A 22,315-nucleotide genomic window follows, 5' to 3' on the forward strand; every position below is an offset into this window, starting at 1 on the left:
ACCTCTGTTACTGTTACACACTCTCTATTTTTTTCTTAAAATAAGAAATATCGTTGTGCCATTGGCAAAACATCAACTGGTTCACATGTAGCTAATTCACCATCAATTTTCACTTCGTATGTTTCAGGATTAACATCAATTTTCGGTGTAGCACTATTAAGCTTCATATCAGCCTTACTAATATTTCGGCAATTTTTCACTGTCCCTATCATACGTTTTAAACCTAATTTTTCCGGTAACCCTTCCTCTACTGCAATGTTTGGTAAAAATGTCATGCCACAATTTTGAGGGCCTTGTCCATAAAAGCCAAACGTCCGACGTCCTTTCATAGGCTGCGGTGTAGGAATTGATGCGTTTGGATCACCAGTAATACCGTAAACTGCAATACCACTTTTTATAACAACTTCCGCTTTGACGCCAAAGAACGCTGGATCCCAAAGTACGATGTCCGCTAGCTTGCCTTCTTCTAGTGAGCCTACTTCATGGCTAATTCCATGTGCTATTGCTGGGTTAATATTGAGCTTAGCCATATAGCGCTTGACGCGGTAATTATCGTGATCTTTCCCTTCATCTTGCGGTAAAGCACCACGCTGTTTCTTCATTTTGTCTGCCGTTTGGAACGTTCGTATTGTCACTTCACCAACACGACCCATCGCTTGTGAATCAGATGACATAATACTTAAAATCCCTAAATCTTGCATAATATCTTCTGCAGCAATCGTTTCTGGTCGAATTCGAGAATCGGCAAACGCCACGTCTTCTGGTACATCATGCTTCAAATGATGACAGACCATTAACATATCTAAATGCTCATCAATCGTATTCGTTGTAAACGGTTTTGTTGGATTAGTAGATGCTGGCAATATATTAGGTAATGATGCCATTACTAATTGGTCTGGTGCATGTCCACCACCTGCACCTTCCGTATGGAAAATATGAATAACACGACCATCAATAGCATTAATCGTATCTTCTACGAACCCAGCTTCATTTAATGTATCTGAATGTAACGCCACCTGAATATCATACTCATCAGCAACTGTTAAACTTTGATCAAGTGCTGCGGGTGTTGCACCCCAGTCCTCATGTATTTTCATACCAATTGCCCCAGCACGAACTTGCTCAATAATTGGTTCAGGATCAGATGCACTACCTTTGCCAAGTAATCCAACGTTTATTGGAAAACCTTCTACAGCTTGTAGCATGCGATGTAGATGCCATTCACCAGCAGTTAAGCTTGTCGCCTTAGAACCAGCTGCAGGCCCTGTACCTCCACCAATAAAGGTTGTTGTCCCCGCTAATAATGCTGTTTCCACTTGATCCGGACTAATGAAATGAATATGCGTGTCGATAGCCCCAGCCGTAGCGATAAGACCTTCACCTGCATAAACCTCTGTGCCAACGCCAATAATCATATCTTGGTCGACGCCGTCCATACTGTTCGGATTGCCTGCTTTGCCAATGCCAATAATACGCCCATCTTTTATACCGATATCCGCTTTCACAATACCCGTATAATCAATGATAATGACGTTCGTTATTACGGTGTCCAGCACTCCTTCATTTCGCGTATTCTTTCCGTTTTGTCCCATAGAGACACGCAATGATTTACCACCACCAAATACGCCTTCATCCCCGTACGTTGTATAGTCCTTCTCGATTTCAATCCATAAATCTGTATCGGCCAGCCGAACCTTATCTCCTACTGTTGGACCAAACATTTTCGCGTAAGCTTCATGTGTTACCTTCATTTTTCTTCCGCTCCTTTAAAGCCACCTTCAATTGCCTTATCTAATATTTCATCCTTATGATGAGTAGAGCCTTCCGTTAGCTTGTTCAATCCAAAAACATGCTGTTTGCCACCAAACTCAACAAGCTCCACTTCTTTTTCTTCCCCAGGTTCAAATCGAACTGCTGTGCCTGATGGTATATGAAGATGCATTCCGATCGCATCTTCTCGGTTAAACTCTAGAAATCTATTGACTTCAATAAAATGAAAATGGGAGCCAACTTGTATCGGACGGTCTCCCGTATTCGAAACAAGTACTTTTTTTGTTGCTCTTCCTACATTTATTTCGATAACATCATTTTTTGGTCTGATTTCTCCAGGAATCATCATCAATTCCTCCTTTACTGAATTGGACGGTGTACAGTAACAAGCTTTGTTCCGTCTGGGAATGTACACTCTACTTGCACATCGGAAATCATGTCACCCACACCTTCCATAACATCCTCTGCAGTTAGAACATGTTTCGCTTCACTCATTAATTGTGCAACTGTTTTTCCATCTCTAGCACCTTCCATAATAAAACTACTAATAAGTGCTACAGCCTCTGGATAATTCAGTTTTAACCCACGCGCTTTTCTTTTCAGCGCAAGTTCTCCTGCCACATGGAGGAGTAGTTTTTCTTGTTCTACTTGTGATAGCTTCAATCCAATCTCTCTCTTTCCAAAATTCAGAATTATCTTTCTATAATGATTCTCGATATAATTCAGTCTTTCAATTTTCTTACAATTTAGTTTTACATACAGTTTGTTTTTTCATATAATTTATGATTTCGCTGGGATTTGCGAAGGTTATAGAAATGACTTGTTGACCCGGCGAATGCGGGTTGCAATAGTTGAATTGTGTTAGAAGAGGTAACAGTTAGTCCATTATAAGAAACTATATTAAAAAATTCAACATTTTTATTTGTCTGTGAACTTACAAGTTTTCTGAATAAAAAGTAAAAAAAAGAGACTATTTCACAAAAATAAATTACTTTTGCGAAATAGCCTGCTATGTTCGTACATAGAAACATTAAAAAATTATATTAAAAAAATTATTATTTTATTTTAAAGAAGCATTTAACTGACTGTATATATCCCTCTTGTTAAAGTTAAATTACTTGAAATCGATTTGTCACCTTTTGCAAGTCATCAGCCTGAATCGTTAACTCCTGGGAAACTTGATTGACTGCTTGCATAGAGGCCGTTTGCTCATCCATAGATTGTAACACAGCTTCCGTATAGTTAGATAATCTATCCATGCCACCCGCTATATTGGTTACTAATGTGGCTACCTCATTTGCACTTCCCGACAAATGTTTTGCAGTAGTCGAAATATCTTCGAGTTGATTAGTCATTTGGCTCACATGATTGGAAATGTTACCAAACGATTTTGTCGCCTCATCAATAACATAAACACCTTGTTGGACATTTTTTAAATCTTCCTCAACAGCTACTGCTACTTGCTTCGTATCACTTTCAATGCCAACTACTAGGTCAACAATTTGCGTAGCAGAATGTTTGGATTGCTCTGCTAAATGACGAACTTCCTCTGCAACTACAGCAAAGCCTTTACCATGCTCACCAGCACGTGCAGCTTCTATCGCAGCATTCAATGCAAGTAAATTCGTTTGATCGGTAATCGTTGTAATCATTTCTGTCATGGCTTTAATATCTGTCATTTTATTTGTTAATTGTTGCATTAATCCACTCGTTTTATCTGTAGAAGATGAAATAAATTCCATCTGTTTTTTTGCTACATGCAATATTTCTGCTCCGTTTCCTGCTATATCATTCGCTTCTTTAGCATGGTCGTAAACACCTTGTGTTGCAGTTGTAATATGTTCAATTCCGTCCACCGTTTGTTGCATCGCAATAGCACTTTCATTAGCAGATTGTGCAGCTTGTTTTAGTCCAGTTGACGTTTTCTCCATTTGATGGTCAACCTCTTTTACAGCTATCGTAATTTCATTTGTACTTGCTGAAAGTTCCTCTATGCTTGCAGATAAATCTGTCGAGCTGTTCGCAATTGTTTGCGTCATAGTATGAAGTTGTTCTTTCATCTCAAGAAAGGCTTTAGCTAACTCTGATATCTCACTATCATCATGTGTGGCAATTGTAATAGTATCAAATTCCCCTGCTGTAATCGCTTTCGCAGCATTTGACAATTGGTTAATCGGTAGAATTACTTTATATTTGACATAGAACATATAAGACAAAGTAATCGAGATACCAACGATTGTTAAAATTGTTGAAAGCCAAGCTAATGATGTTAAATTTGCCAAATCAATAATTAAAACAACAATCATAATTAAATTTAAAACAGAAAAACCGATAATACTTTTTCTTCGCAAACTCATACTAAATTCCCCCAACTATAATATTACTATAATACCATTATTATAGTTGATTTATCCTAATATTCACAGAAAAACGCCTACTTTTTATTTAGTGGAAAAGAATAAAAAAGACAAGGGCATTTAATTTCTACATACGCGTTTGTAAAAGACACTCTTTTTAATGCCTTTCAAAAGAATTAAAAAAGACAAAAAGCATTAAGAGTTTACTCCTAATGCCTTCTGTCGACAATCTAAGTACTAAACAATTGCAAAGTACTTTTAAAAAATTATTTTAATTTCATCATACTAGAACCAGCGATACCTGGGTGTGTCATTTCATATGGATCTAAAATTAAATCTAATTGTTCTTTCGTTAAAACACCCGATTCAATACAAAGCTCACGAATTGAACGTCCTGAAAGAATCGCTTCACGCGCAAGACGTGCTGCTACTTCATAGCCAATATGTGGGTTCACTGCAGTTAGGACACCAACACTTTTCTCTACATATTCTTTCATGCGCTCTTCATTTGCTTCAATATCTTTTAAGCAGTTTTCTGTAAATGCACGGAAAACATTATTCATAATGCTAATAGATTGAATTAAGTTAAAGACAAGCACAGGTTCCATAACGTTTAACTCTAATTGACCAGCTTCAGATGCTAAAGAAATCGTATGGTCATTACCAATTACTTGGAATGCTACTTGGTTAAGCACCTCTGGCATAACAGGGTTAACTTTACCAGGCATAATTGAAGACCCAGGTTGGCGTGCTGGTAAAATGATTTCACCTAAACCTGCACGTGGACCAGATGCCATTAAACGTAAGTCATTCGCAATTTTAGACATATTAATCATACTAATTTTAAGTGCACCGGACACTTCAGTATATGCATCTGTATTTTGCGTAGCATCTACTAAATGTGTAGCACCTTTTAATGGCAAGCCAGAAATGTCAGCAAGATGCTCATCTACAGATTTAATGTAATCTGGGAATGCATTTAACCCTGTACCAACAGCAGTTGCACCCATGTTTACATCATATAAGTTTGGACGTGTTTGTCGAATACGGACAATATCACGGTTAATTACACGGCAATATGCTTCAAACTCTTGTCCTAAGCGAATCGGTACCGCATCTTGTAAATGCGTACGTCCCATTTTAATGACATGGGCAAATTGCTCTGCTTTTTGATGGAATACAGCTTGCATATTTTCCATTGTAACAAGAAGTTCATCTATTAAATTTAAAACAGCGATATGAATAGCTGTTGGGAAGGCATCATTTGTTGATTGTGACATATTAACATGACTATTTGGGCTAATCGTTTGGTATTCACCTTTTGTTTTACCCAAAATTTCAAGTGCACGGTTCGCAATAACTTCGTTAGCATTCATATTAATAGAAGTGCCTGCACCACCTTGGATTGGGTCTACAAGAAACTCTGCATCCCATTTACCATCGATGACTTCTTGTGCAGCCTCGACAATTGCCTCTCCAATCTCTTTTGATAATAGGTGTACTTCCATATTACCTAGTGCAGCAGCTTTCTTAACTATTCCCATTGCTTTTATAAGGGCTGGATGAATTGTGTAACCTGTAATCGGGAAGTTTTCTGTTGCGCGAAGCGTTTGAATCCCATAATAAGCTTCTGCTGGTAATACTCGTTCACCTAAAAAATCTTTTTCTATACGTTGTGTGGACATTATTGTCGTCTCCTTTGAAGTAATACTCACACTGATAGTAGCTAATAAATGCCGTCTTGTAAACAGTCAGTTCAACATAATTCGAAAGTTTTTTTCAATTTTGACGATAATCAACAAAAACCGAGCGCAATTCGCACGCTCGGTAGCATTATTATTTCGTTGAAGAAACAGTAAAACGTTTATTAATATTTTGTGGATTTTCAATTTCATCTAAAACGGCAATGGCAAAATCACTGTAGCTGACGTAACTTTCACCCGACGCATTTACGAGTAGATGATCATTTCCTGTAGTATAGTGCCCTGTTCGTGGACCTTCTGGATCAAACATTGCAGAAGGACTTAAAAATGTCCACGTAATACTTGATGCTTGTAAATCCGTTAAGTTTTCACCTTGATTTTTTGCAGTAGCAAAGAACATTTCCGGAAAATCTGGTGTATCCATAACACGAACTGTTTTCTCTGGATCAACAAATAAACTTCCTGCGCCACCGACAACAAATAATTTTGTTGCAATGCCTTTGAAAATAGCAATCAAATGACGTCCTACTCTCACATGTAACTCCTCTTGTCCGAAAGGCGCTCCAAATGCATTAACAACAACATCAAAATCCTTCATGTCCTCTTGTGTTAATTCCAATACATCCTTCTCAATCACTTTAATGTCTTCTGTTACTTTAGAAGCTGAACGAACGATGGCAGTAACTTCATGGCCACGTTGCAATGCTTCCTCAACTATTTTTTGTCCCGCTTTCCCTGTTGCTCCAATAACGCCTATTTTCATTTTAAATTCCTCCTCAATATAATTGTAACCATTTTAGTTACAGGTTAATCACAGTAAGACCGACCTCGTTTTACATTAACGAAGTTGATCTAGCACATCTTGTAAAGTTTGTGCTTGTAACTGTTTTTCCATTGCATGCCAAACATCTATATAAACGGCTTCTAACGTGTGCTGAATTTTTCGACCAACCGCACATGCTGGATTTGGCTCATCATGAATTGCAAAAAGTTGCTCTGGTCCTTCAATCGCACGATAGATGGTCAATAAAGACAAATCCTTTGGTTCAATAACGAGCCCATAACCCGCAATTCCTGACTGCGATGTTAACAAACCAGCTCTTTTTAATACGCCAATCATACGTCGCACGACTACTGGATTTGTATTCACACTACCAGCAATATAATCCGATGTTAGCTGACTTTTATCAGATGTTGTTGCAATGAGCGAAAGTATATGGATTGCGACCGAAAATCGACTGTTCACCATATGAATCACCACCTGTTGTAACTATTATAGTTACAGGTCGAGATAATCACAAGTTTTTTGCTCTTACCTTAGCCTGTTCAATTTAAATGTACACAATACATGTTAAGAAATGCATTATGTGAACACACAACTTTAATCTTATATTTTGGACACATAAATAACGAGCTCTTGTTGGATTTGCCCATTTTCTTCATAAAAATCTAAGTTATGAAACTCATATTTAAAATGGCCAACAGGAAACGTTACGCTCTCCCCTTGCGCAGCTGCAAGTATGCCAGCGACATCATGTGACACTATATGTAAAAGTTCCATCCCTGAAATCGTTTCAATAAAAAACACATTCATATAAAAACACCTCCTTTGCCATTATAGCTTAGAAGGTGCTTATTTTTATAGCATTTATTTATTACTATTTAGTTGAATCCCTATACTAAAAAAGTGAAATTTTTAATTAAATCATAATGGTTTCCTCCTTGTTTTTTTTCTTAATTTAATGATAAATTTTAAAAAAAATCAGTAAAAGTATTTTCTATAAAAAAGGAGGATATTTAGTATGAAAATCAAAATATTACCATTAGTAATATGCTTATTTTCACCATTCCTATTATTAGGAGTGTTCATTTACGGAAATGCTTATTATAAAGACTATCATCTAAAGTCATCCGAAACGACAGTGAAAGATTTTATAGAGGAATTTATCGACAGTAGCATACAAATAATGCATTTTGAACGAATAGAAGAAACAAATATGTGGTTAGTACAATTGAAAATTAACGATAGTAAATATGGTCATGCACGTTTTAATAAAGGTTGGAATGGTAAACTTAAATTTATTTATTTAGCAACAGATCCCTCGGAAACCTATCGACAATATAAAACAAATAAAGGCAATTATGGCACACTATATGTACACGAATTAGACAGCAATGTTGCCAAAATTAAATTGACAAACTTAATGAATTTTGAAAAAGAAATTGAAGTTGATACATCCGCACCATTTATGAAAACATTTAAACTACCTCCTAATGCAGAAAATACGTTTCCTGCAATTTTTACTTTTTATGATAAAAACGGAGAAGTCATTTCTTATTAATTTGATACACTTTCTTTCTATTACTAAATAGTTTTAGAAAAACAAGTTTTTTCATACTTGTCTACTTGAAATTTTATGTATATAACATAACGCATATAGAAGACGCTTACATTTTAACTGTTTATTTATAACCATGAAGCCGAATTTCCTCAACAATTTGCATCATTTTCACTATTTGTTCTTGCGATAATGTAGTTGATATATGTGGACTATCGTGTTGAACCTGTTGCTTTCTAAGCAACGAAGCTTCTCCTTGTATATTTTCCTTCAACCGAAGAAATTTCGCATTTCTTGGTGTTTGAAGCAACAATCTTTCTTTCAACACAGCCACCCCTAAACATTTTATTAGAAAATATTCCTATTAATACCATTAACACTATAATAGACGTGCCATTACTTAACCATCCGACTTCTTTCCTATTTCTTAAAAACAGATTGCTTATTTTAGTATTTCTAATCAAAAGAGCAGCAACCATTTTGGTTGCTGCTCTCTTCTTTTATACCGCAATTGGTGCTTTAATTGCTGGATGTGGGTTGTAGCCCTCGATGGAAAGATCTTCAAGTTCTATTTCGAAAATTGACGTTTTATCTGAGTTTATTTTCAAGGTTGGTAGTTCCCGTGGCTCACGAGAGAGCTGTTCTTTCACTTGCTCTATGTGATTTGCATAAATATGCGCATCGCCAATACTGTGAATAAATTCGCCAACTTCAAGTCCACATTCATGGGCAATTAAATGTGTTAGTAATGCATAAGATGCAATATTGAATGGACACCCGAGCAACGTATCAAGGCTTCTTTGCATTAATTGACAGCTTAACTTACCTTCTGCTACATAAAATTGGAACATTACATGACAAGGTGGCAAAGCAGCTTTACTCCCCTTTGCACCTGCATTAATGACATCTTCTGGGTTCCAAGCATTCACAATAATGCGACGTGAATCTGGATTATGTTTAATTTGGTGGATAACGTCTTGTAATTGATCAAGACTTTCCCCATTCGATGTTGTCCAATTACGCCATTGCTTGCCATAGACATTGCCAAGATCACCGTATTTCTTTGCAAAATCATCATCATTAACAATGCGGTCACAAAACGATGTCAGCTCAGCTTGATATAACGCATTAAACGCTTCGTCCGTTAGACAACGACGACCGAAATCAGTCATATTAGGGCCACGATATTCATCGGATTCTACCCATTTTTTAAAAGCCCATTCGTCCCATATATGATTATTATTTTGTAATAAGTAGCGAATATTAGTATCACCTTTAATAAACCAAAGAAGCTCGCTTGCTACAAGTTTAAATGGTACTCGCTTTGTCGTTAAAAGTGGAAAACCCTTACTTAAATCAAAGCGCATTTGATAGCCAAAGACGCTATATGTACCTGTTCCGGTACGGTCGTCCCTTTTCACACCATTTTCTAATATATGTTGTAGTAAATTTAAATACGCAGTTTCTGGATGCGTCAATTTGTCACCAGCTCCTTCAAATATGCTGTTGAACATTATACCATCTAATGTTGGTAAATGGACGCCCAAATACAAAAACAAACTACAATTCAACATCTACATTAGAAACTGCAATAATTTCGTTTTGTCCTTTTTTTAAAGGTCCATTACATGTTTGAACCCAACGTTTTATCGTGTAATTCTTTAGAAATTTCATTTTCTGTTGCAACGAAAAAAATCGGTAACAATATAATTGATACAAGAATAGGCCCAACAATAAATAATAAATCAATGCCAGGGCTAAAAAAGAGTCCAAATGCTGTTAGTAATCCAGACATCACTAAAAAAGCAATTTGTGCAATGATAATTAATAACGGAATGAGTTGATATAAATAGTTTAGCTTTCTAAATTGATGCATATTTTCTGGATGCTGAATAATTCGCTTTTTTAAACGTTTAGATAAAATCAAGCATGTAAAAATTTGAACGATAATAAAGCTAAAATACATAATACTACGTAAGATCATTTGTTGTTTTGCAATTGCCCCATCGAAATGCGCAACTCGCTGCTGTAACAGTTCGTTAACTGCACCATTATAGATGTATTCTCGCTCACTCAAAAATGTTAGTGGCTGGTCAAATCCAAATGTTGACCATTCTTTAGCATTTACTTGCCAATTTGCTAATTTACTTGCCATAATACGCAATTGTATAGCCTCATCTTCACTAAACATCCCTACTAATGTGCGATAGGGGATTGATAATTTCAATTGACCATCTTGTTTCTCTTGAAATAAATCCCCGATAAAAAATGTATAAAATACATCAGATTGATTTGTTTCAAAATGAGCACTTTCCACTTTCCAATGACTAGCTAAGGAGGCTTCTATATCATTTTTCATCTCATTATATTGCATATTGTTATGTAACTGTTTAGGAATCTTATAAACAAAATGATTGTCACTTCCTATGATGCAGATATCCACTTCAACAGGATTTTTAACAATAGTTTTAGCGATTGCTGTCATCGGATACATAGAGATGGCGACTAGGAAAAATAGGATTAGTGTTAGCACACTTCTTTTCATGCAGGCTCCCCTTTCCTTCTCATAAGCTAGATTCACATTATCACAGCTTTTACCGAAAAGACTATTTCGTTATTCCGAAAAAATGATAGTGGTTTTCCGAAACCCCTTGTTTCGGTATTCCAAAAAAACCTAAAATTATGGATAATATAGTAGATACTTATTGATGAAACGAGGCATTTTCATAATGATTATGAAAAATAAAGAGGATATATTATGCACAAATTGACTTCTAGTATTTTTATCACCTACTTACTTATTGGCATTTATGTACTTGTTATTGCAATTCGTGCCCCTTTTATTAACATTTTAGTCGATACGTCTAGTGAGCTCCCTGTCGTCATTGATCCTTATTATATAGGTTGGGCACAACAACAGAATATTGAACAAGGAGACACCATTCTGACCATCGATCAACATTCTACGAAAGGTTATGTATCGTCCCAACGAGATTCTTACGTCGCCAGTGCAAATGAGTTGTCGATATTAAAAGCAGACAGTACAGTACATACAATTGAAGTAAAACACCGTGATCTTCCTGAAGAGTTTTATACACATATCGTTTTTCCGATGTTTTATTTCATCCTTTGTTTTTGTGTTGCTTTCTACTTATGGAAACATAATAAAGATAATTTCATAACAAAATTACTAATACTATTTCTTTTAACATGTTCGTTAGCTTACACAAGCACAGGTGCTTCAAGTCGAGGGAATGTAGTAGGCATGATTGTCAATGGAATTTGTATCGTCTTATGCTTAGTATTAATTATTCACTTTTTACAACAGTATTTCCATTATTTACACATAAAATGGTCATACTTAGATACTAGGTGGCTCTATTTTATTCCTTTAGTCATCATTCCATCTTGTTATGTCATTGAATTATTTGTGCCACAATTTAAGGATATCACGCCTAATGTTACGCTTGGTTTATTTGCATTACTCATTTTATACGCTATTTTTATATTACTCACTAGCTATTTACGAACACGGTTAGCGAAAATACGATTAATTGCCATTTCATGTATTATACCTTTTTTACCTTTTTTACTATTATTTGTTGTACCTGAAATTTTAGTTAACAAAGCAATCATTCAGCCTGAAATAAGTGTTTTATTTATTTTATTTATTCCTTTTTCCTTTATTTTCATTCAGTTAAATGAACGATTGTTTGATATTGAGTACCAGTTATCTCGTTTTCGCTATTATTCATCACTTGCCTTTTTTATCTCACTAATTATAACTACGTTTTTAGCAATATTGTTATTTGAACAACTTACAATTGCAATGCTAATTGTTGTTTTTATCGTTCTTTTCTTAGGCTTTATTACAAGCTTCTATGTAAAAGAGCAACTTGATTTTAAACATCGAAAAATTATATTTTCGTCATCTGGTGATTATGTACATAATTTATATGCGGCTGTTAATCGCATTGGAAATGCAAAAAATCAACAGGAATTACTTAATAAACTTAAAAATGAAATTACCGAAAAACTTGGTACTACAGCATTTACCCTTGAAACAATAACCGAGGATGTTCAATTTCCCCAAGGCGGCATCCAAATTGAGAACCAAATGACACAACTACTTATCCATGATACAGTGGATGAAAAGATTCTTATTCGGATAAGACACACATTACAAAAAGAAGAGTTACTTTGGTTGGAGTTACTTGCTTTATATGTCTCTATGTTTATCGACAATTTAAAGCATATTGAAGATTTAGTACGCGATATTCAGCACATGAAAGACACGAATAACACCCAACTTCCCTGGCTCGATAAATTATTATGGAATATTATTGAGAAAGAAAAAAGTATACTTGCACAGGAGTTACATGACACTATTTTACAGGAGCAGCTCCATTTGGCGAGGGAATTAGATGTTATAGCAAGCTCTCCTATTATTGAAGAAAAAAAAGTGTTAGACATTCGGGAGCAGCTTATTAATGCCACTAAAGATTTACGGGAGTATTGTGAAAATCTAAGTCCCCCATTACTCGATACTTTTGGTTTAGAAATGGCTTTAAAAAAACTTGTACAAAAAGTAAAAATTCGAGCTAACTTTCTATTGAATACTCAAATTGACCGAGTTCAGTTTCAAGATGTAACTTTACATTTAGTCGTCTATCGCCTAGTTCAAGAACTGCTCAATAATGCAATTAAACACGCTGATGCATCGAAGGTTTCACTAAAACTACTTGCGATTAACAATGGTTTTGTTCTCCAATACGACGATAATGGTATCGGCTGTAATATTGAAGATTTAATGCAATCATCCGCTTCTATGGGCATTAATGGAATTCGAGAACGTGTTCGAGCGTTTAACGGAGAAATGACCATTACCTCCAAACCAAATGATGGCATGCATGTTTTTATTCAAATTCAAGAGGAATGTGAGGAACCATACAAATGATTGATATATTGATTGTAGATGATCATCCTGTCGTTTTAGACGGAACGAAAACATTATTACAAGACTTAGAAAATGTCCATATTGAAACAGAGCAAGAAAGTGCTAATGTCGCTTCCAGAATGGAGACTCAAACTTTCCAGCTCTTTTTAATTGATATTAATATGAAACCGATAAATGGCATTCAACTTGCTGAAATGATTAAGAAAATACAACCTGAAGCATTGATAATACTTTATACAGGCTATGAGTTGTCCGATTATTACGAGCTACTCGTTGAAAAAAAAGTGGATGGACTTTTATCAAAGCTTGCTACGAAAGAACAAGTTATTCAAACAATCCAAGCTACTTTGCGCGGGGAAATTTTGTTATCGGCTGATTTTTTGGACTTTGTTAAACAGCACTCGAATCGTTCCAATGCAAAACAAGAAGTATTACTAAGTCATAAGGAACAAGAAATTTTGCAGCTCGTAGCACAAGGTTGTACAAATAAAGCCATCGCCTCTGCAATTGGGGTTACCCAACGTACAGTGGAAAATTATTTATCTAAACTCTTTGTAAGATTGCAAGTGGAATCACGTGCTGAGGCAGTAATTGTTGCAAAAGAAAAAGCATGGATTGACTAATGTCATAAGCGCAACTTAAAAATTTTGTATAAGTTTACATAGTTTCTTCAAATGTGATAATGGTATAAAATCAATTCAATTTATCGCTTTTTATTAACAAAATAGGTTGTTTATACCTCTTTTCTTTCAGTAAATGGGTCAATCATTATACTTAGAAACAATATTATGTAATTTTTTCTTACTAAAAAACGGCATTTGCTGGATAAATGTATGAATCTGTTATATAATGAAAGTAATAATTAAATTACTTCATCGTAAACAATGAAACCACGTATTCAATAGTAACGTGTTCTTGCGATCTTATGATTATGTGTTTATTTAATACAGAATGAAGGAATATGATTGTTGAATTTATTTTTGGAGGTTTTTTAAATGACTCAAGGTACAGTAAAATGGTTTAACGCAGAAAAAGGTTTTGGCTTCATCGAAGTAGAAGGTGGAAACGATGTATTCGTACACTTCTCTGCAATCCAATCTGAAGGTTTCAAAACACTTGAAGAAGGACAAAAAGTAGAATTCGGCGTTGAAGAAGGTAACCGTGGCCCTCAAGCTACAAACGTTGTAAAACTTTAATTCTTTTTCAAGAATTAACAGTTCAAACTCCAAGAGACATCCTTTATGGATGTCTCTTTTCATTTATCATTATTTCTCTACGCGTAAGAATGGAGACCCGCAATCACCAAGTTAACGAATACTTGATTAAAAACGATAATGCCAAAGCCAGTTATAGATAACCATGCAGTCTTCTCCCCTTCCCATCCCTTGGAAAGACGCAGATGTAAAAAAGCAGCATAAAATAAAAATGTAATAAGTGCCCAAACTTCTTTCGGATCCCAACCCCAATATCTTCCCCAGGCAATTTGTGCCCATATCATTGCAAACAATAAACCACCTAAAGCAAACAATGGGTAGCCTATCACAACGGCTCTATAAGAAATTTCGTCCATTAATGCAGGCTGAACACGTTTTGTCAGCGGCTTTAATAACACAATAATCGACTTTCTAAAGAGAATACGTATGATACCATATAAAATGGTTCCCACAATAAATGCCCAAACGATCGAATTTAACTTTTTTGCGTCTATAGTTTGAGGTACTTTCAATAATCCTGTAGAATCTCCATTTTCCTTTAACGCTCCGGCATTGACTATAAGTGGTGTCATCGTATAGACAACCTGTTCTTCCTTGCCTTGTGTATTCTCAAATTGAAGATGTACGTCATCCTTCATTATAGTAAAAGCAGTCGATACGCCGCTAAAGCCAATGACAACAAGCAAACAGTACATGACAAATTCTAACATAATCGTACTAAGTGATCGTTTTTGAACATCCAACGTTTTTAGTAAATAAATTATCCCCGTTGCAAATGAGATAGATAAAATAGCACTGGAAAAAGCAACTGTCATAACATGAATTGTTAACCAATTACTTTGTAATGAAGGTACAAGTGGTGTAACTTCATTTGTAAAAACGCTTCCATAACCGAGAATCATTAATACTACAGGTATGACAAACAACCCTACAACAATTTGCTTATACAAATAATGAATAATGAGGAAGCTTGCCGTTAGCATAATGCCAAAAAACGTCATAAACTCGTACATATTACTAACAGGTGCGTGTTTTACTGCAAACCATCTTAAAATAAAATAGCATAATTGTAAGACAAAGGCGGAATATGTAAGTATAAGGCCAAGTCTCTTAAACGTATGTCCTGATGATTTTACTGCAAGTCCAAACGGTAAAATGGCAATTAACAGTAAAATAAAAGCTGCAAATAACGAATACCCACTCATACTTAATATCTTTTCAGTTCCCAACATAACGACCTCCAACATCCTTTTTTGGTAGAAGCTGTGAATGCCTCTCCATAAAAAGAACGTAACCCGTTACATTAAGTGCCTTCTTCTCTCTGTAAATTTTTACTATTAAAGGTATATGTTACAAAGATGTGACGATACAAGAAGAAGCAAAGGAATACAAACAGGATAACGAATATACAATAGGTAGACTAGCACCTATTTTTTGAATAAGAATTGCTGAGAGGAGCGGGATAATCATTGTGAAGCCTATCAAACTTCGCCCATTTGAAAGCGTCAGTAAAAATAGATGAACAATAGTTGTAAGGAGGTATATGCATAATGTAGTTTTCAACACTAATTATTTTGCCAAAACAACATCTCCTTATTATAGGATTTCAAAAAAAAACCAACTTTTCACTTACGCAAAAAGTTGGTTTTTATGAAAGCAGACATGCCTCTATCTACATATTACCAAAAATTATATTATAAGTCTATTTCTTTCTTTGGCTGTATGAGAAAATAATCATGCGCAAATGAAACATAACGTTATGTAAAATAAATCGGAGGTTTTACATGCAACAAAATATTTATGATAATCCAAATTTCTTTAAGCAATACCGACAATTACGAACATCACCATTCAATTACAATCAATTACTTGAGCAGCCAGCATTTAAAGCATTACTACCCGATCTACATGATTTACAGTTACTTGATATTGGCTGTGGTATGGGGGAATTTGCAACGTATTGTATTGAGAACAAAGCGAGGCATGTAACAGCGATAGATGTGTCGAAAAATATGCTTGCTGTTGCTAAAACATTGCATGCGCGCCCAAACATTTCTTATTGTTTACAATCATTTGAGGAATTTAATGCACCTGCAAATAGCTTTGATTGTATTACAAGCTCTCTCGCTCTACATTATATAGAAGATTTTAATGCAGTCATTGCTAAAGTATCGTCATTGCTTCGTAATGATGGTGTAGTCATTTTTTCAATAGAACACCCGATTGTCACAGCACGCAAAGATACGGATAATTGGATTTGCGATGAGGATGATGATTTATGTCATTATGCAATTGATGATTATCAAGCGGAAGGCTTAAGGGAGCAAACCTGGTTAGTGGAAGGTGTTATAAAGTATCATCGAACGCTATCAACTATACTCAATACACTAATTGCGCATGGACTCACTATCGAGAAAATTGAAGAACCTATCCCTTCTAACGAAGCAATACAAGCTCTTCCAAAATTAAAAAAAGAATTAAGGAAACCTTCCTTTTTATTAGTAAAAGCAAAAAAGCATTAAAACGTGACAGGCACTCAAACAATTCTGAAATCTCCAAGTAAAAATCCACGTAGACTTCTGCGGCTTACACTGTGCCGCGGAAAGCAATGTGGATTTTTACTTATAAGATGTATATGGTAAGTGACAGGCACTTAAACAATTACTTCCCAATTTCAATCACTTTTGATTTAAAATAAATGATTTCGGGATCACCATCATCCAAGTTTTCAATATAGCCACTTCTATTAAATCCAGCCACTTCAAATACTTTTTGCATTTGCAAATTTGAATGATTTGTAGAGGAGAAAATTTTGGGTGTTGGTGCCATACTGATAAAACTAGCTAGTAGTGATGAAGCCACCCCTTTTCTTCGTTCAGAAGGTTTTACAATGATCAATGAAATAAAACTACATTCAAAAAAATTAGTCGTAAAAATTAAAAATCCTGCAATACCGCTGTGCGTTCTTTGAATAAGGCATCGCTTTTCTTCAATTGCTTTTATTATCATATCCTTTCTTGAATATTCCCCTATCACTTCTTTATCCATTGTACATAGGTCATCAATATGCTCTATACTTGCCTCTATTACTGGCATCATTTCAATCACCCTTATTTCATTTGTCAGATTATAAATAATAACTCATTACTTTCAACTCATCGTTAATCCCTGCTGCATTGACGCCTTCATCTACAAAGCCACATTTTTTATAAAGAGCCTGTGCTGCGATATTAGGAAAATTCACACCTAAAACTAGTTCATTTATAGTAGGAAAATGTTGTTGCACAAACGAGGGCAATAATTGTAATGCTTCAGTTGCATACCCCTTACCTTGTTCATTGACATCCGTTGAAAATGCACGAATTAATAAAGCTTGATTATTTCCAGTGTAAGGTTTTACCCCTTCCTTTTCATGAAGAACAAAAAAAGTAACGAGCTTCCCTTCTTTTATCGCTAACACTGCATGTCGACTTTTATCAGTTTTAACTAATTCAATACTTGCCTGAGGAGACATTGTATAGCGAAGCTGCTCTTTAGTTAACGTATATTGCTCAATTAATGAACGATCGGATGTATCATAAAATTTTAGTCGCATATTATCCCTTCTTCCATTTACTCACAAATAATTTTAACATATTTTAGAAATTAATAGCAGATTATCAAAGTTTAAAATTTACTAACTAATCACACACTATCATGTTATTTTTTCATTTATTTACTTTAAATTCCAAACTATGCTATTATTATACTATTCAATTTAAAGGAGATGCGACTATGATTGCGCTAAAAGCAGTAGAAATGTTTGGAACAAACTAATTTCAAAGGGATGTTAACTTACACTGCAACCCTTGTACAAGGGAGAATTTACATGGAACAATATTTTAAAGATTTTCTTAATGGACAATCGATTATTTTGAAGCAAATGGCATCTTCTGATTTAGAAGAGTTTATAAAGGTAGAGAGTGAACAACATACTTTATTACTTGCTAATGATGAAATTCCATTCCCACATACAGTAGAAGACCATTCTTCTTTCTTTCAAAGTATTAGTGGAAAAAAGGAAGAATTTTTCTTTGGTATTTTTGAAAAGACGACGCAACAGCTTATTGGTTCATGTGGTGTATATTCTATTAACTGGATTAATAGTACATGTTTAGTAGGCATATCTTTGAGTGAAAAATGGCAAGGTAAAGGATTAGGAACTGATGCTATGCAGACGCTCATCACGTTCATCTTCGACTACATTGCAATAAACAAAATTAAACTACAAGTGTTCAGCTTTAATGTAGGCGCGATACGTTCCTATGAAAAATGTGGATTTACAAAAGAAGGCACCCTTCGTAATGAAATTTTCCGCTTCGGTAAATTTCACGATATTATCTTATTCGGCCTATTACGTGAAGAGTGGCCCCCACTTAGTTAAAAAAGCGCACACATTCAACATAATGAATGTGTGCGTTACTCATTTATAATGTACCGTATATTGACTTCACTTTTTAATCATTTAGAAAAAAAGTATATATATGTCAAGGAATTTTAAGAAAAAGAATTATTCCTAATAATTAAACAGCAAATAATAGAATTTGATAAATTGCGACAAGAAATGAAATATTGTAACGTTTCTCATTAACGATTCTAGTTAGATAGATTATTCTCTATAGTAAAAAAGACACAAACGTAAAAAGTTTTATTCTAACCATTTTTTAAAGAAAAAACACTGTCAATCCGCTAATACATAACTTATTAATCAAATAAAAGGGTAAAAAATTTTCACTAGAATTCACATTATTTTTATAGATACTTAGACTAATTTGTGACTAAATTACGAATTTCAATTTCGATACACAATGTGACATTTTTTTTGTTTTAAGTGATATACAATGAAAAAGCTGAATCAAAGTCATTGGAATTTAAAATCAAGAATATGCGGAAAAAAATTAGGAGGAGAATAAGTTGGTACATTTATTGCTTAAACAATTCTTGAAGTTTGAAATTGAGATTAAAAGGAGAATTATGTATAAAAAGGCAAAAGATTTAGGATTTACACACCCCGCCGTAGTAGATTATAGCCAAGAACTTGATGTTTTACTAAATAAATATTTAAAACAAGCATCCTAATATAAAGGAGGAGTATTTATAAATAAATTTTATAATATAATCCCATTTTCGATAAAACCAGTCAGAAATAATGTTTTGTTTACTTGGCTGGTTTTTCGCTCAGTCTAATTACTTGTTAAAATGTCCTTTCGATATTCCTTAGTTTTCAATATGTTACTGTAGTAAAACGTATACATAACAAAAAATTGGGAAATCTACCTATAACACTAATTATAGGAGGCCAAATTATGCAAGTACTGTTTTTAACCTTGGTCGTTATTTCTAATTTATTTTCACACACAGAGACTTTACCAAAAGAGTCGACAACTACTATATGTGAACCTATCACAACATCTGACACTACGCTTCAATACCCTAGTAATCACTTTCAATCATTTCTTGTTGAAGACGAATTTTATAAGCAATTAGATAAATCCATCTATGAAGAGTATAAAGATTCATCGTTTAACGTTCGCCAAAAAATTCTATTTAAAGAAGTGCCTGACACTCATAAAATGTTTACTATGCAAACAAATGACAACAGTAGAAAATTAGATCTCTCAGATCACATTATGATTCATCCAAACAGACAAGTATATTTTTTAGCCTCATATCGCCAAAACGAACAAGAAGAATTTCATAAATATATAGTGGTCGATGCAGAAACGAATAATATACTATTAGGTAGTAGTACGTATTCACCAATACTAAAAGCTGATAAACCGCTTTGATCCTATAAAGTACATTTACTATATACTATGCTTGAATAACCATTACTAGAAGCATAATCTTTGCAATTTATAATAAATAATTTACTTTTATTTGTAATGAGAAAAAGCCTGATTGAACTATCCAACCAGGCTTTTCTCTATTATTAACTAGTAGGTAACGCTTTTTGTAAAATTTCTTGTTTGATTTCATCAACAAACTGCTGCAATGTTTTTTCATTTAACTCTTGATGACCAAATTTGCGTACAGTTACACTTTGATTGTCGCGCTCTTTATCGCCCAATACTAGAATATATGGTGTTTTCTTCATCTGTGCATCTCTTATTTTTTTCCCGAGCTTCTCCTGACGGTTATCAACTCGGACTCGTATTTGTTCTTTTTCAAGTGCATGTACAACCTGTTGGACATATTCTTGATGGATAGTAGCAACGCCTAGCACAATTACTTGTTGTGGTGCTAACCAAGTTGGAAATGCGCCGCCAAAATGTTCAATTAAAATGCCTAAAAAGCGGTCAATTGAGCCAAAAACAGCACGATGGATAACGACAGGTCTTACTTTTTCGTTTTGTTCGTTTAAATATGTTAAATCGAATTTCTCAGGCAGTTGGAAATCTAGTTGAATTGTTGCACATTGGTGACTGCGTTTAATAGCATCTTTTATGTGAATGTCAATTTTAGGTCCGTAAAATGCGCCGTCGCCTTCGTTTATTCTATAAGCATATCCTGCATTATTTAAAACATTTTCCAATGCTCTTTCTGCTTTATCCCAAAGCTGAACATCCCCCATAAAATCAGCAGGACGTGTCGATAATTCAATTTCATATTGGAAGCCAAATACTTGATACGTGTGATCAATGATCTTCAGCGCTAAATTAATTTCATCCTCTATTTGTTCTGGTGTGACAAAAATATGGGCATCGTCTTGGCAAAATGTTCGTACACGTAATAGACCATTTAATGCACCGCTAAATTCATGTCGATGAACTTGCCCAAATTCTGCCATACGAATCGGCAAATCACGGTATGAATGTCTTGCATTTTTGAAAATCAACATATGTCCAGGACAATTCATCGGCTTTAATGCGAAGCTTTGAGCATCTACTTGTGTAAAATACATATTGTCTTTATAGTGGTCCCAATGTCCCGATTGTTCCCATAGACGCTGGTTCATCATAAATGGTGTACGAACCTCTTGATAGTCATACTTCGTTTGAAGATTTCGTAAAAAGGATTCTAATTCATTTCGAATAATTTGACCATTTGCTAAATAGAACGGCATGCCTGGTGCTTCTTCGGAAAACATAAATAATTCAAGTTCTTTTCCTAATTTACGATGATTGCGTTTTTCTGCTTCTTCTAAAAATACAAAGTAATCTTGTAATTCTTCTTTTGTAGCAAATGAAACACCATAAATGCGCTGAAGCATTTTATTTTGGCTATCGCCACGCCAATACGCTCCAGAAACTTGCATTAATTGAAAGTGTTGCAATTTACCTGTTGACGATACATGCGGCCCGCGACATAAATCATAAAAATCACCTTGCTCATAAACTGTAATTATATCTTCTTCGGGAATATCAGCTAGTAATTCCAACTTTAATTTATCATGCTGAAACAACTGTTTAGCTTCTTCTCGCGATACTATCTTTCGATGTATTTCAATATTTTCTTGAACAATTCGTTTCATCATTTTTTCTATTTTTTGTAAGTCTGTTGGTACAAGGGATTGTGCTAAATCGATATCATAATAAAACCCATTTTCAATGACAGGCCCTACCCCAAACTGCACATCTGGAAATATTCGTTTAATAGCTTGTGCTAATAAATGAGCAGTTGAATGACGAATAACCTCGATTCCCTCGCGTGAGCTAGCATCAAATAGATTGATTTGGGCATCTGCCAATATAGGGCGCGTCAAATCAGTGATGGTTCCGTTCACACTTCCTACAATTGCTTTTTTGCGCAGTGCGGGGCTAATCGCCTGTGCAATGTCGGTTAGTGTAACACCTTTTGTAAATACTTGTTGTTTTCCATCTGGAAACTGAATGTTTAATACTTGATTTGACATGTTCTTTTCTCCTTTACTAGAAAATAAAAAAAACACATATCCGTCCCAAAATAGGGACGAGTATGTGTAATTTACCCGTGG

23 protein-coding genes are annotated in these 22,315 nt (G+C 34.8%); 8 read left to right on the top strand and 15 right to left on the bottom strand.

The annotated features are described in order from the left end of the window. Nucleotides 1-35: 35 nt before the first annotated feature. The 8 genes from ureC to ACIP9G_RS01810 form a co-directional block, all read right to left on the bottom strand. Nucleotides 36-1,751 carry an urease subunit alpha gene (gene ureC, locus ACIP9G_RS01775; protein ID WP_401016924.1) on the bottom strand — a complete coding sequence of 572 codons (1,716 nt, stop codon included), beginning with the start codon at nucleotides 1,749-1,751 and terminating at the stop codon, nucleotides 36-38. Further along, the gene (locus ACIP9G_RS01780; RefSeq protein WP_340826475.1) at nucleotides 1,748-2,116 is read right to left on the bottom strand and encodes an urease subunit beta; all 369 of its coding nucleotides are present in this window, start codon (nucleotides 2,114-2,116) and stop codon (nucleotides 1,748-1,750) included. Before ACIP9G_RS01780 ends, ureC begins: the two co-directional genes overlap by 4 nt. A gap of 14 nt (nucleotides 2,117-2,130) precedes the next feature. Then, nucleotides 2,131-2,433, bottom strand: coding sequence for an urease subunit gamma (gene ureA, locus ACIP9G_RS01785; protein WP_340824373.1), 303 nt, complete (start codon nucleotides 2,431-2,433; stop codon nucleotides 2,131-2,133). A gap of 446 nt (nucleotides 2,434-2,879) precedes the next feature. Then, on the bottom strand, nucleotides 2,880-4,127 hold the full coding sequence (locus ACIP9G_RS01790) for a methyl-accepting chemotaxis protein (RefSeq protein WP_401016926.1): 1,248 nt from the start codon (nucleotides 4,125-4,127) through the stop codon (nucleotides 2,880-2,882). Nucleotides 4,128-4,393: 266 nt separating this feature from the next. After that, nucleotides 4,394-5,812: an aspartate ammonia-lyase gene (gene aspA, locus ACIP9G_RS01795; protein ID WP_401016928.1), complete on the bottom strand. Its 1,419-nt coding sequence runs from the start codon at nucleotides 5,810-5,812 to the stop codon at nucleotides 4,394-4,396. A gap of 151 nt (nucleotides 5,813-5,963) precedes the next feature. Next, a complete protein-coding gene (locus tag ACIP9G_RS01800) occupies nucleotides 5,964-6,593 on the bottom strand; it encodes an NAD(P)-dependent oxidoreductase (RefSeq protein ID WP_340824368.1) in 630 nt (209 codons plus the stop codon). Between the two features lie 75 nt (nucleotides 6,594-6,668). After that, nucleotides 6,669-7,079, bottom strand: coding sequence for an Rrf2 family transcriptional regulator (locus ACIP9G_RS01805; RefSeq protein ID WP_340824366.1), 411 nt, complete (start codon nucleotides 7,077-7,079; stop codon nucleotides 6,669-6,671). A 138-nt stretch (nucleotides 7,080-7,217) separates the two neighbouring features. Next, a complete protein-coding gene (locus tag ACIP9G_RS01810) occupies nucleotides 7,218-7,424 on the bottom strand; it encodes a thymidylate synthase (protein ID WP_172771652.1) in 207 nt (68 codons plus the stop codon). Nucleotides 7,425-7,632: 208 nt separating this feature from the next. Here ACIP9G_RS01810 and ACIP9G_RS01815 point away from each other — a divergent pair, with 208 nt between their 5' ends. After that, complete coding sequence (locus ACIP9G_RS01815; protein WP_401016931.1) at nucleotides 7,633-8,172, top strand: hypothetical protein; 540 nt, start codon at nucleotides 7,633-7,635, stop codon at nucleotides 8,170-8,172. 121 nt (nucleotides 8,173-8,293) lie between these two features. Here ACIP9G_RS01815 and ACIP9G_RS01820 read toward each other — a convergent pair whose 3' ends face one another. The 3 genes from ACIP9G_RS01820 to ACIP9G_RS01830 form a co-directional block, all read right to left on the bottom strand. After that, on the bottom strand, nucleotides 8,294-8,494 hold the full coding sequence (locus ACIP9G_RS01820; RefSeq protein ID WP_340824364.1) for a hypothetical protein: 201 nt from the start codon (nucleotides 8,492-8,494) through the stop codon (nucleotides 8,294-8,296). A 175-nt stretch (nucleotides 8,495-8,669) separates the two neighbouring features. Continuing rightward, nucleotides 8,670-9,647 (bottom strand): thymidylate synthase, encoded by a 978-nt coding sequence (locus ACIP9G_RS01825; protein WP_401016933.1) that lies wholly within the window; start codon nucleotides 9,645-9,647, stop codon nucleotides 8,670-8,672. 146 nt (nucleotides 9,648-9,793) lie between these two features. Further along, a complete protein-coding gene (locus ACIP9G_RS01830; RefSeq protein ID WP_401016935.1) occupies nucleotides 9,794-10,714 on the bottom strand; it encodes a hypothetical protein in 921 nt (306 codons plus the stop codon). 213 nt (nucleotides 10,715-10,927) lie between these two features. Here ACIP9G_RS01830 and ACIP9G_RS01835 point away from each other — a divergent pair, with 213 nt between their 5' ends. From ACIP9G_RS01835 to ACIP9G_RS01845, 3 genes are all read left to right on the top strand, one after another. Beyond that, on the top strand, nucleotides 10,928-13,126 hold the full coding sequence (locus tag ACIP9G_RS01835) for an ATP-binding protein (protein WP_401016937.1): 2,199 nt from the start codon (nucleotides 10,928-10,930) through the stop codon (nucleotides 13,124-13,126). Further along, nucleotides 13,123-13,749: a response regulator gene (locus ACIP9G_RS01840; protein ID WP_340824359.1), complete on the top strand. Its 627-nt coding sequence runs from the start codon at nucleotides 13,123-13,125 to the stop codon at nucleotides 13,747-13,749. Before ACIP9G_RS01835 ends, ACIP9G_RS01840 begins: the two co-directional genes overlap by 4 nt. A gap of 372 nt (nucleotides 13,750-14,121) precedes the next feature. Continuing rightward, nucleotides 14,122-14,322 carry a cold-shock protein gene (locus tag ACIP9G_RS01845; protein ID WP_010859201.1) on the top strand — a complete coding sequence of 67 codons (201 nt, stop codon included), beginning with the start codon at nucleotides 14,122-14,124 and terminating at the stop codon, nucleotides 14,320-14,322. A gap of 77 nt (nucleotides 14,323-14,399) precedes the next feature. Here the strand turns inward: ACIP9G_RS01845 and ccsB are convergent, their stop codons facing one another. Then, a complete protein-coding gene (gene ccsB / locus ACIP9G_RS01850) occupies nucleotides 14,400-15,554 on the bottom strand; it encodes a c-type cytochrome biogenesis protein CcsB (RefSeq protein WP_340826472.1) in 1,155 nt (384 codons plus the stop codon). A gap of 570 nt (nucleotides 15,555-16,124) precedes the next feature. Here ccsB and ACIP9G_RS01855 point away from each other — a divergent pair. Further along, nucleotides 16,125-16,862, top strand: a complete 738-nt coding sequence (locus ACIP9G_RS01855; RefSeq protein ID WP_401016940.1) for a class I SAM-dependent methyltransferase — start codon at nucleotides 16,125-16,127, stop codon at nucleotides 16,860-16,862. A 139-nt stretch (nucleotides 16,863-17,001) separates the two neighbouring features. On the opposite strand, the gene ACIP9G_RS01860 is transcribed toward ACIP9G_RS01855, so the two are convergent. Together ACIP9G_RS01860 and ACIP9G_RS01865 are read right to left on the bottom strand one after the other, a co-directional pair. Further along, on the bottom strand, nucleotides 17,002-17,439 hold the full coding sequence (locus ACIP9G_RS01860; protein WP_401016942.1) for a GNAT family N-acetyltransferase: 438 nt from the start codon (nucleotides 17,437-17,439) through the stop codon (nucleotides 17,002-17,004). Nucleotides 17,440-17,467: 28 nt separating this feature from the next. Then, nucleotides 17,468-17,935 carry a GNAT family N-acetyltransferase gene (locus ACIP9G_RS01865; protein ID WP_401016944.1) on the bottom strand — a complete coding sequence of 156 codons (468 nt, stop codon included), beginning with the start codon at nucleotides 17,933-17,935 and terminating at the stop codon, nucleotides 17,468-17,470. Between the two features lie 273 nt (nucleotides 17,936-18,208). Here ACIP9G_RS01865 and ACIP9G_RS01870 point away from each other — a divergent pair, with 273 nt between their 5' ends. From ACIP9G_RS01870 to ACIP9G_RS01880, 3 genes are all read left to right on the top strand, one after another. Further along, nucleotides 18,209-18,763, top strand: a complete 555-nt coding sequence (locus ACIP9G_RS01870; RefSeq protein ID WP_401016946.1) for a GNAT family N-acetyltransferase — start codon at nucleotides 18,209-18,211, stop codon at nucleotides 18,761-18,763. A 530-nt stretch (nucleotides 18,764-19,293) separates the two neighbouring features. Further along, nucleotides 19,294-19,458 (top strand): aspartyl-phosphate phosphatase Spo0E family protein, encoded by a 165-nt coding sequence (locus ACIP9G_RS01875; RefSeq protein WP_172771661.1) that lies wholly within the window; start codon nucleotides 19,294-19,296, stop codon nucleotides 19,456-19,458. Between the two features lie 227 nt (nucleotides 19,459-19,685). Further along, a complete protein-coding gene (locus tag ACIP9G_RS01880; RefSeq protein WP_401016948.1) occupies nucleotides 19,686-20,168 on the top strand; it encodes a hypothetical protein in 483 nt (160 codons plus the stop codon). Nucleotides 20,169-20,311: 143 nt separating this feature from the next. Here the strand turns inward: ACIP9G_RS01880 and thrS are convergent, their stop codons facing one another. Then, a complete protein-coding gene (gene thrS, locus ACIP9G_RS01885; RefSeq protein ID WP_401016950.1) occupies nucleotides 20,312-22,234 on the bottom strand; it encodes a threonine--tRNA ligase in 1,923 nt (640 codons plus the stop codon). Nucleotides 22,235-22,315 lie beyond the last annotated feature (81 nt).

The sequence above is a fragment of the Lysinibacillus sp. NPDC093197 genome, from assembly GCF_044754025.1.
In the GTDB taxonomy this organism is placed as follows: Bacteria; Bacillota; Bacilli; order Bacillales_A; family Planococcaceae; genus Lysinibacillus.

Excerpts from the sequence above, each read along its gene's own strand:
- ureC (WP_401016924.1), bottom strand. The coding sequence starts at position 1,751 with ATGAAGGTAACACATGAAGCTTACGCGAAAATGTTTGGTCCAACAGTA.
- ACIP9G_RS01780 (WP_340826475.1), bottom strand. The coding sequence starts at position 2,116 with ATGATTCCTGGAGAAATCAGACCAAAAAATGATGTTATCGAAATAAAT.
- ACIP9G_RS01790 (WP_401016926.1), bottom strand. The coding sequence starts at position 4,127 with ATGAGTTTGCGAAGAAAAAGTATTATCGGTTTTTCTGTTTTAAATTTA.
- aspA (WP_401016928.1), bottom strand. The coding sequence starts at position 5,812 with ATGTCCACACAACGTATAGAAAAAGATTTTTTAGGTGAACGAGTATTA.
- ACIP9G_RS01800 (WP_340824368.1), bottom strand. The coding sequence starts at position 6,593 with ATGAAAATAGGCGTTATTGGAGCAACAGGGAAAGCGGGACAAAAAATA.
- ACIP9G_RS01805 (WP_340824366.1), bottom strand. The coding sequence starts at position 7,079 with ATGGTGAACAGTCGATTTTCGGTCGCAATCCATATACTTTCGCTCATT.
- ACIP9G_RS01810 (WP_172771652.1), bottom strand. The coding sequence starts at position 7,424 with ATGAATGTGTTTTTTATTGAAACGATTTCAGGGATGGAACTTTTACAT.
- ACIP9G_RS01815 (WP_401016931.1), top strand. The coding sequence starts at position 7,633 with ATGAAAATCAAAATATTACCATTAGTAATATGCTTATTTTCACCATTC.
- ACIP9G_RS01830 (WP_401016935.1), bottom strand. The coding sequence starts at position 10,714 with ATGAAAAGAAGTGTGCTAACACTAATCCTATTTTTCCTAGTCGCCATC.
- ACIP9G_RS01835 (WP_401016937.1), top strand. The coding sequence starts at position 10,928 with ATGCACAAATTGACTTCTAGTATTTTTATCACCTACTTACTTATTGGC.
- ACIP9G_RS01840 (WP_340824359.1), top strand. The coding sequence starts at position 13,123 with ATGATTGATATATTGATTGTAGATGATCATCCTGTCGTTTTAGACGGA.
- ACIP9G_RS01845 (WP_010859201.1), top strand. The coding sequence starts at position 14,122 with ATGACTCAAGGTACAGTAAAATGGTTTAACGCAGAAAAAGGTTTTGGC.
- ACIP9G_RS01855 (WP_401016940.1), top strand. The coding sequence starts at position 16,125 with ATGCAACAAAATATTTATGATAATCCAAATTTCTTTAAGCAATACCGA.
- ACIP9G_RS01860 (WP_401016942.1), bottom strand. The coding sequence starts at position 17,439 with ATGATGCCAGTAATAGAGGCAAGTATAGAGCATATTGATGACCTATGT.
- ACIP9G_RS01865 (WP_401016944.1), bottom strand. The coding sequence starts at position 17,935 with ATGCGACTAAAATTTTATGATACATCCGATCGTTCATTAATTGAGCAA.
- ACIP9G_RS01870 (WP_401016946.1), top strand. The coding sequence starts at position 18,209 with ATGGAACAATATTTTAAAGATTTTCTTAATGGACAATCGATTATTTTG.
- ACIP9G_RS01880 (WP_401016948.1), top strand. The coding sequence starts at position 19,686 with ATGCAAGTACTGTTTTTAACCTTGGTCGTTATTTCTAATTTATTTTCA.
- thrS (WP_401016950.1), bottom strand. The coding sequence starts at position 22,234 with ATGTCAAATCAAGTATTAAACATTCAGTTTCCAGATGGAAAACAACAA.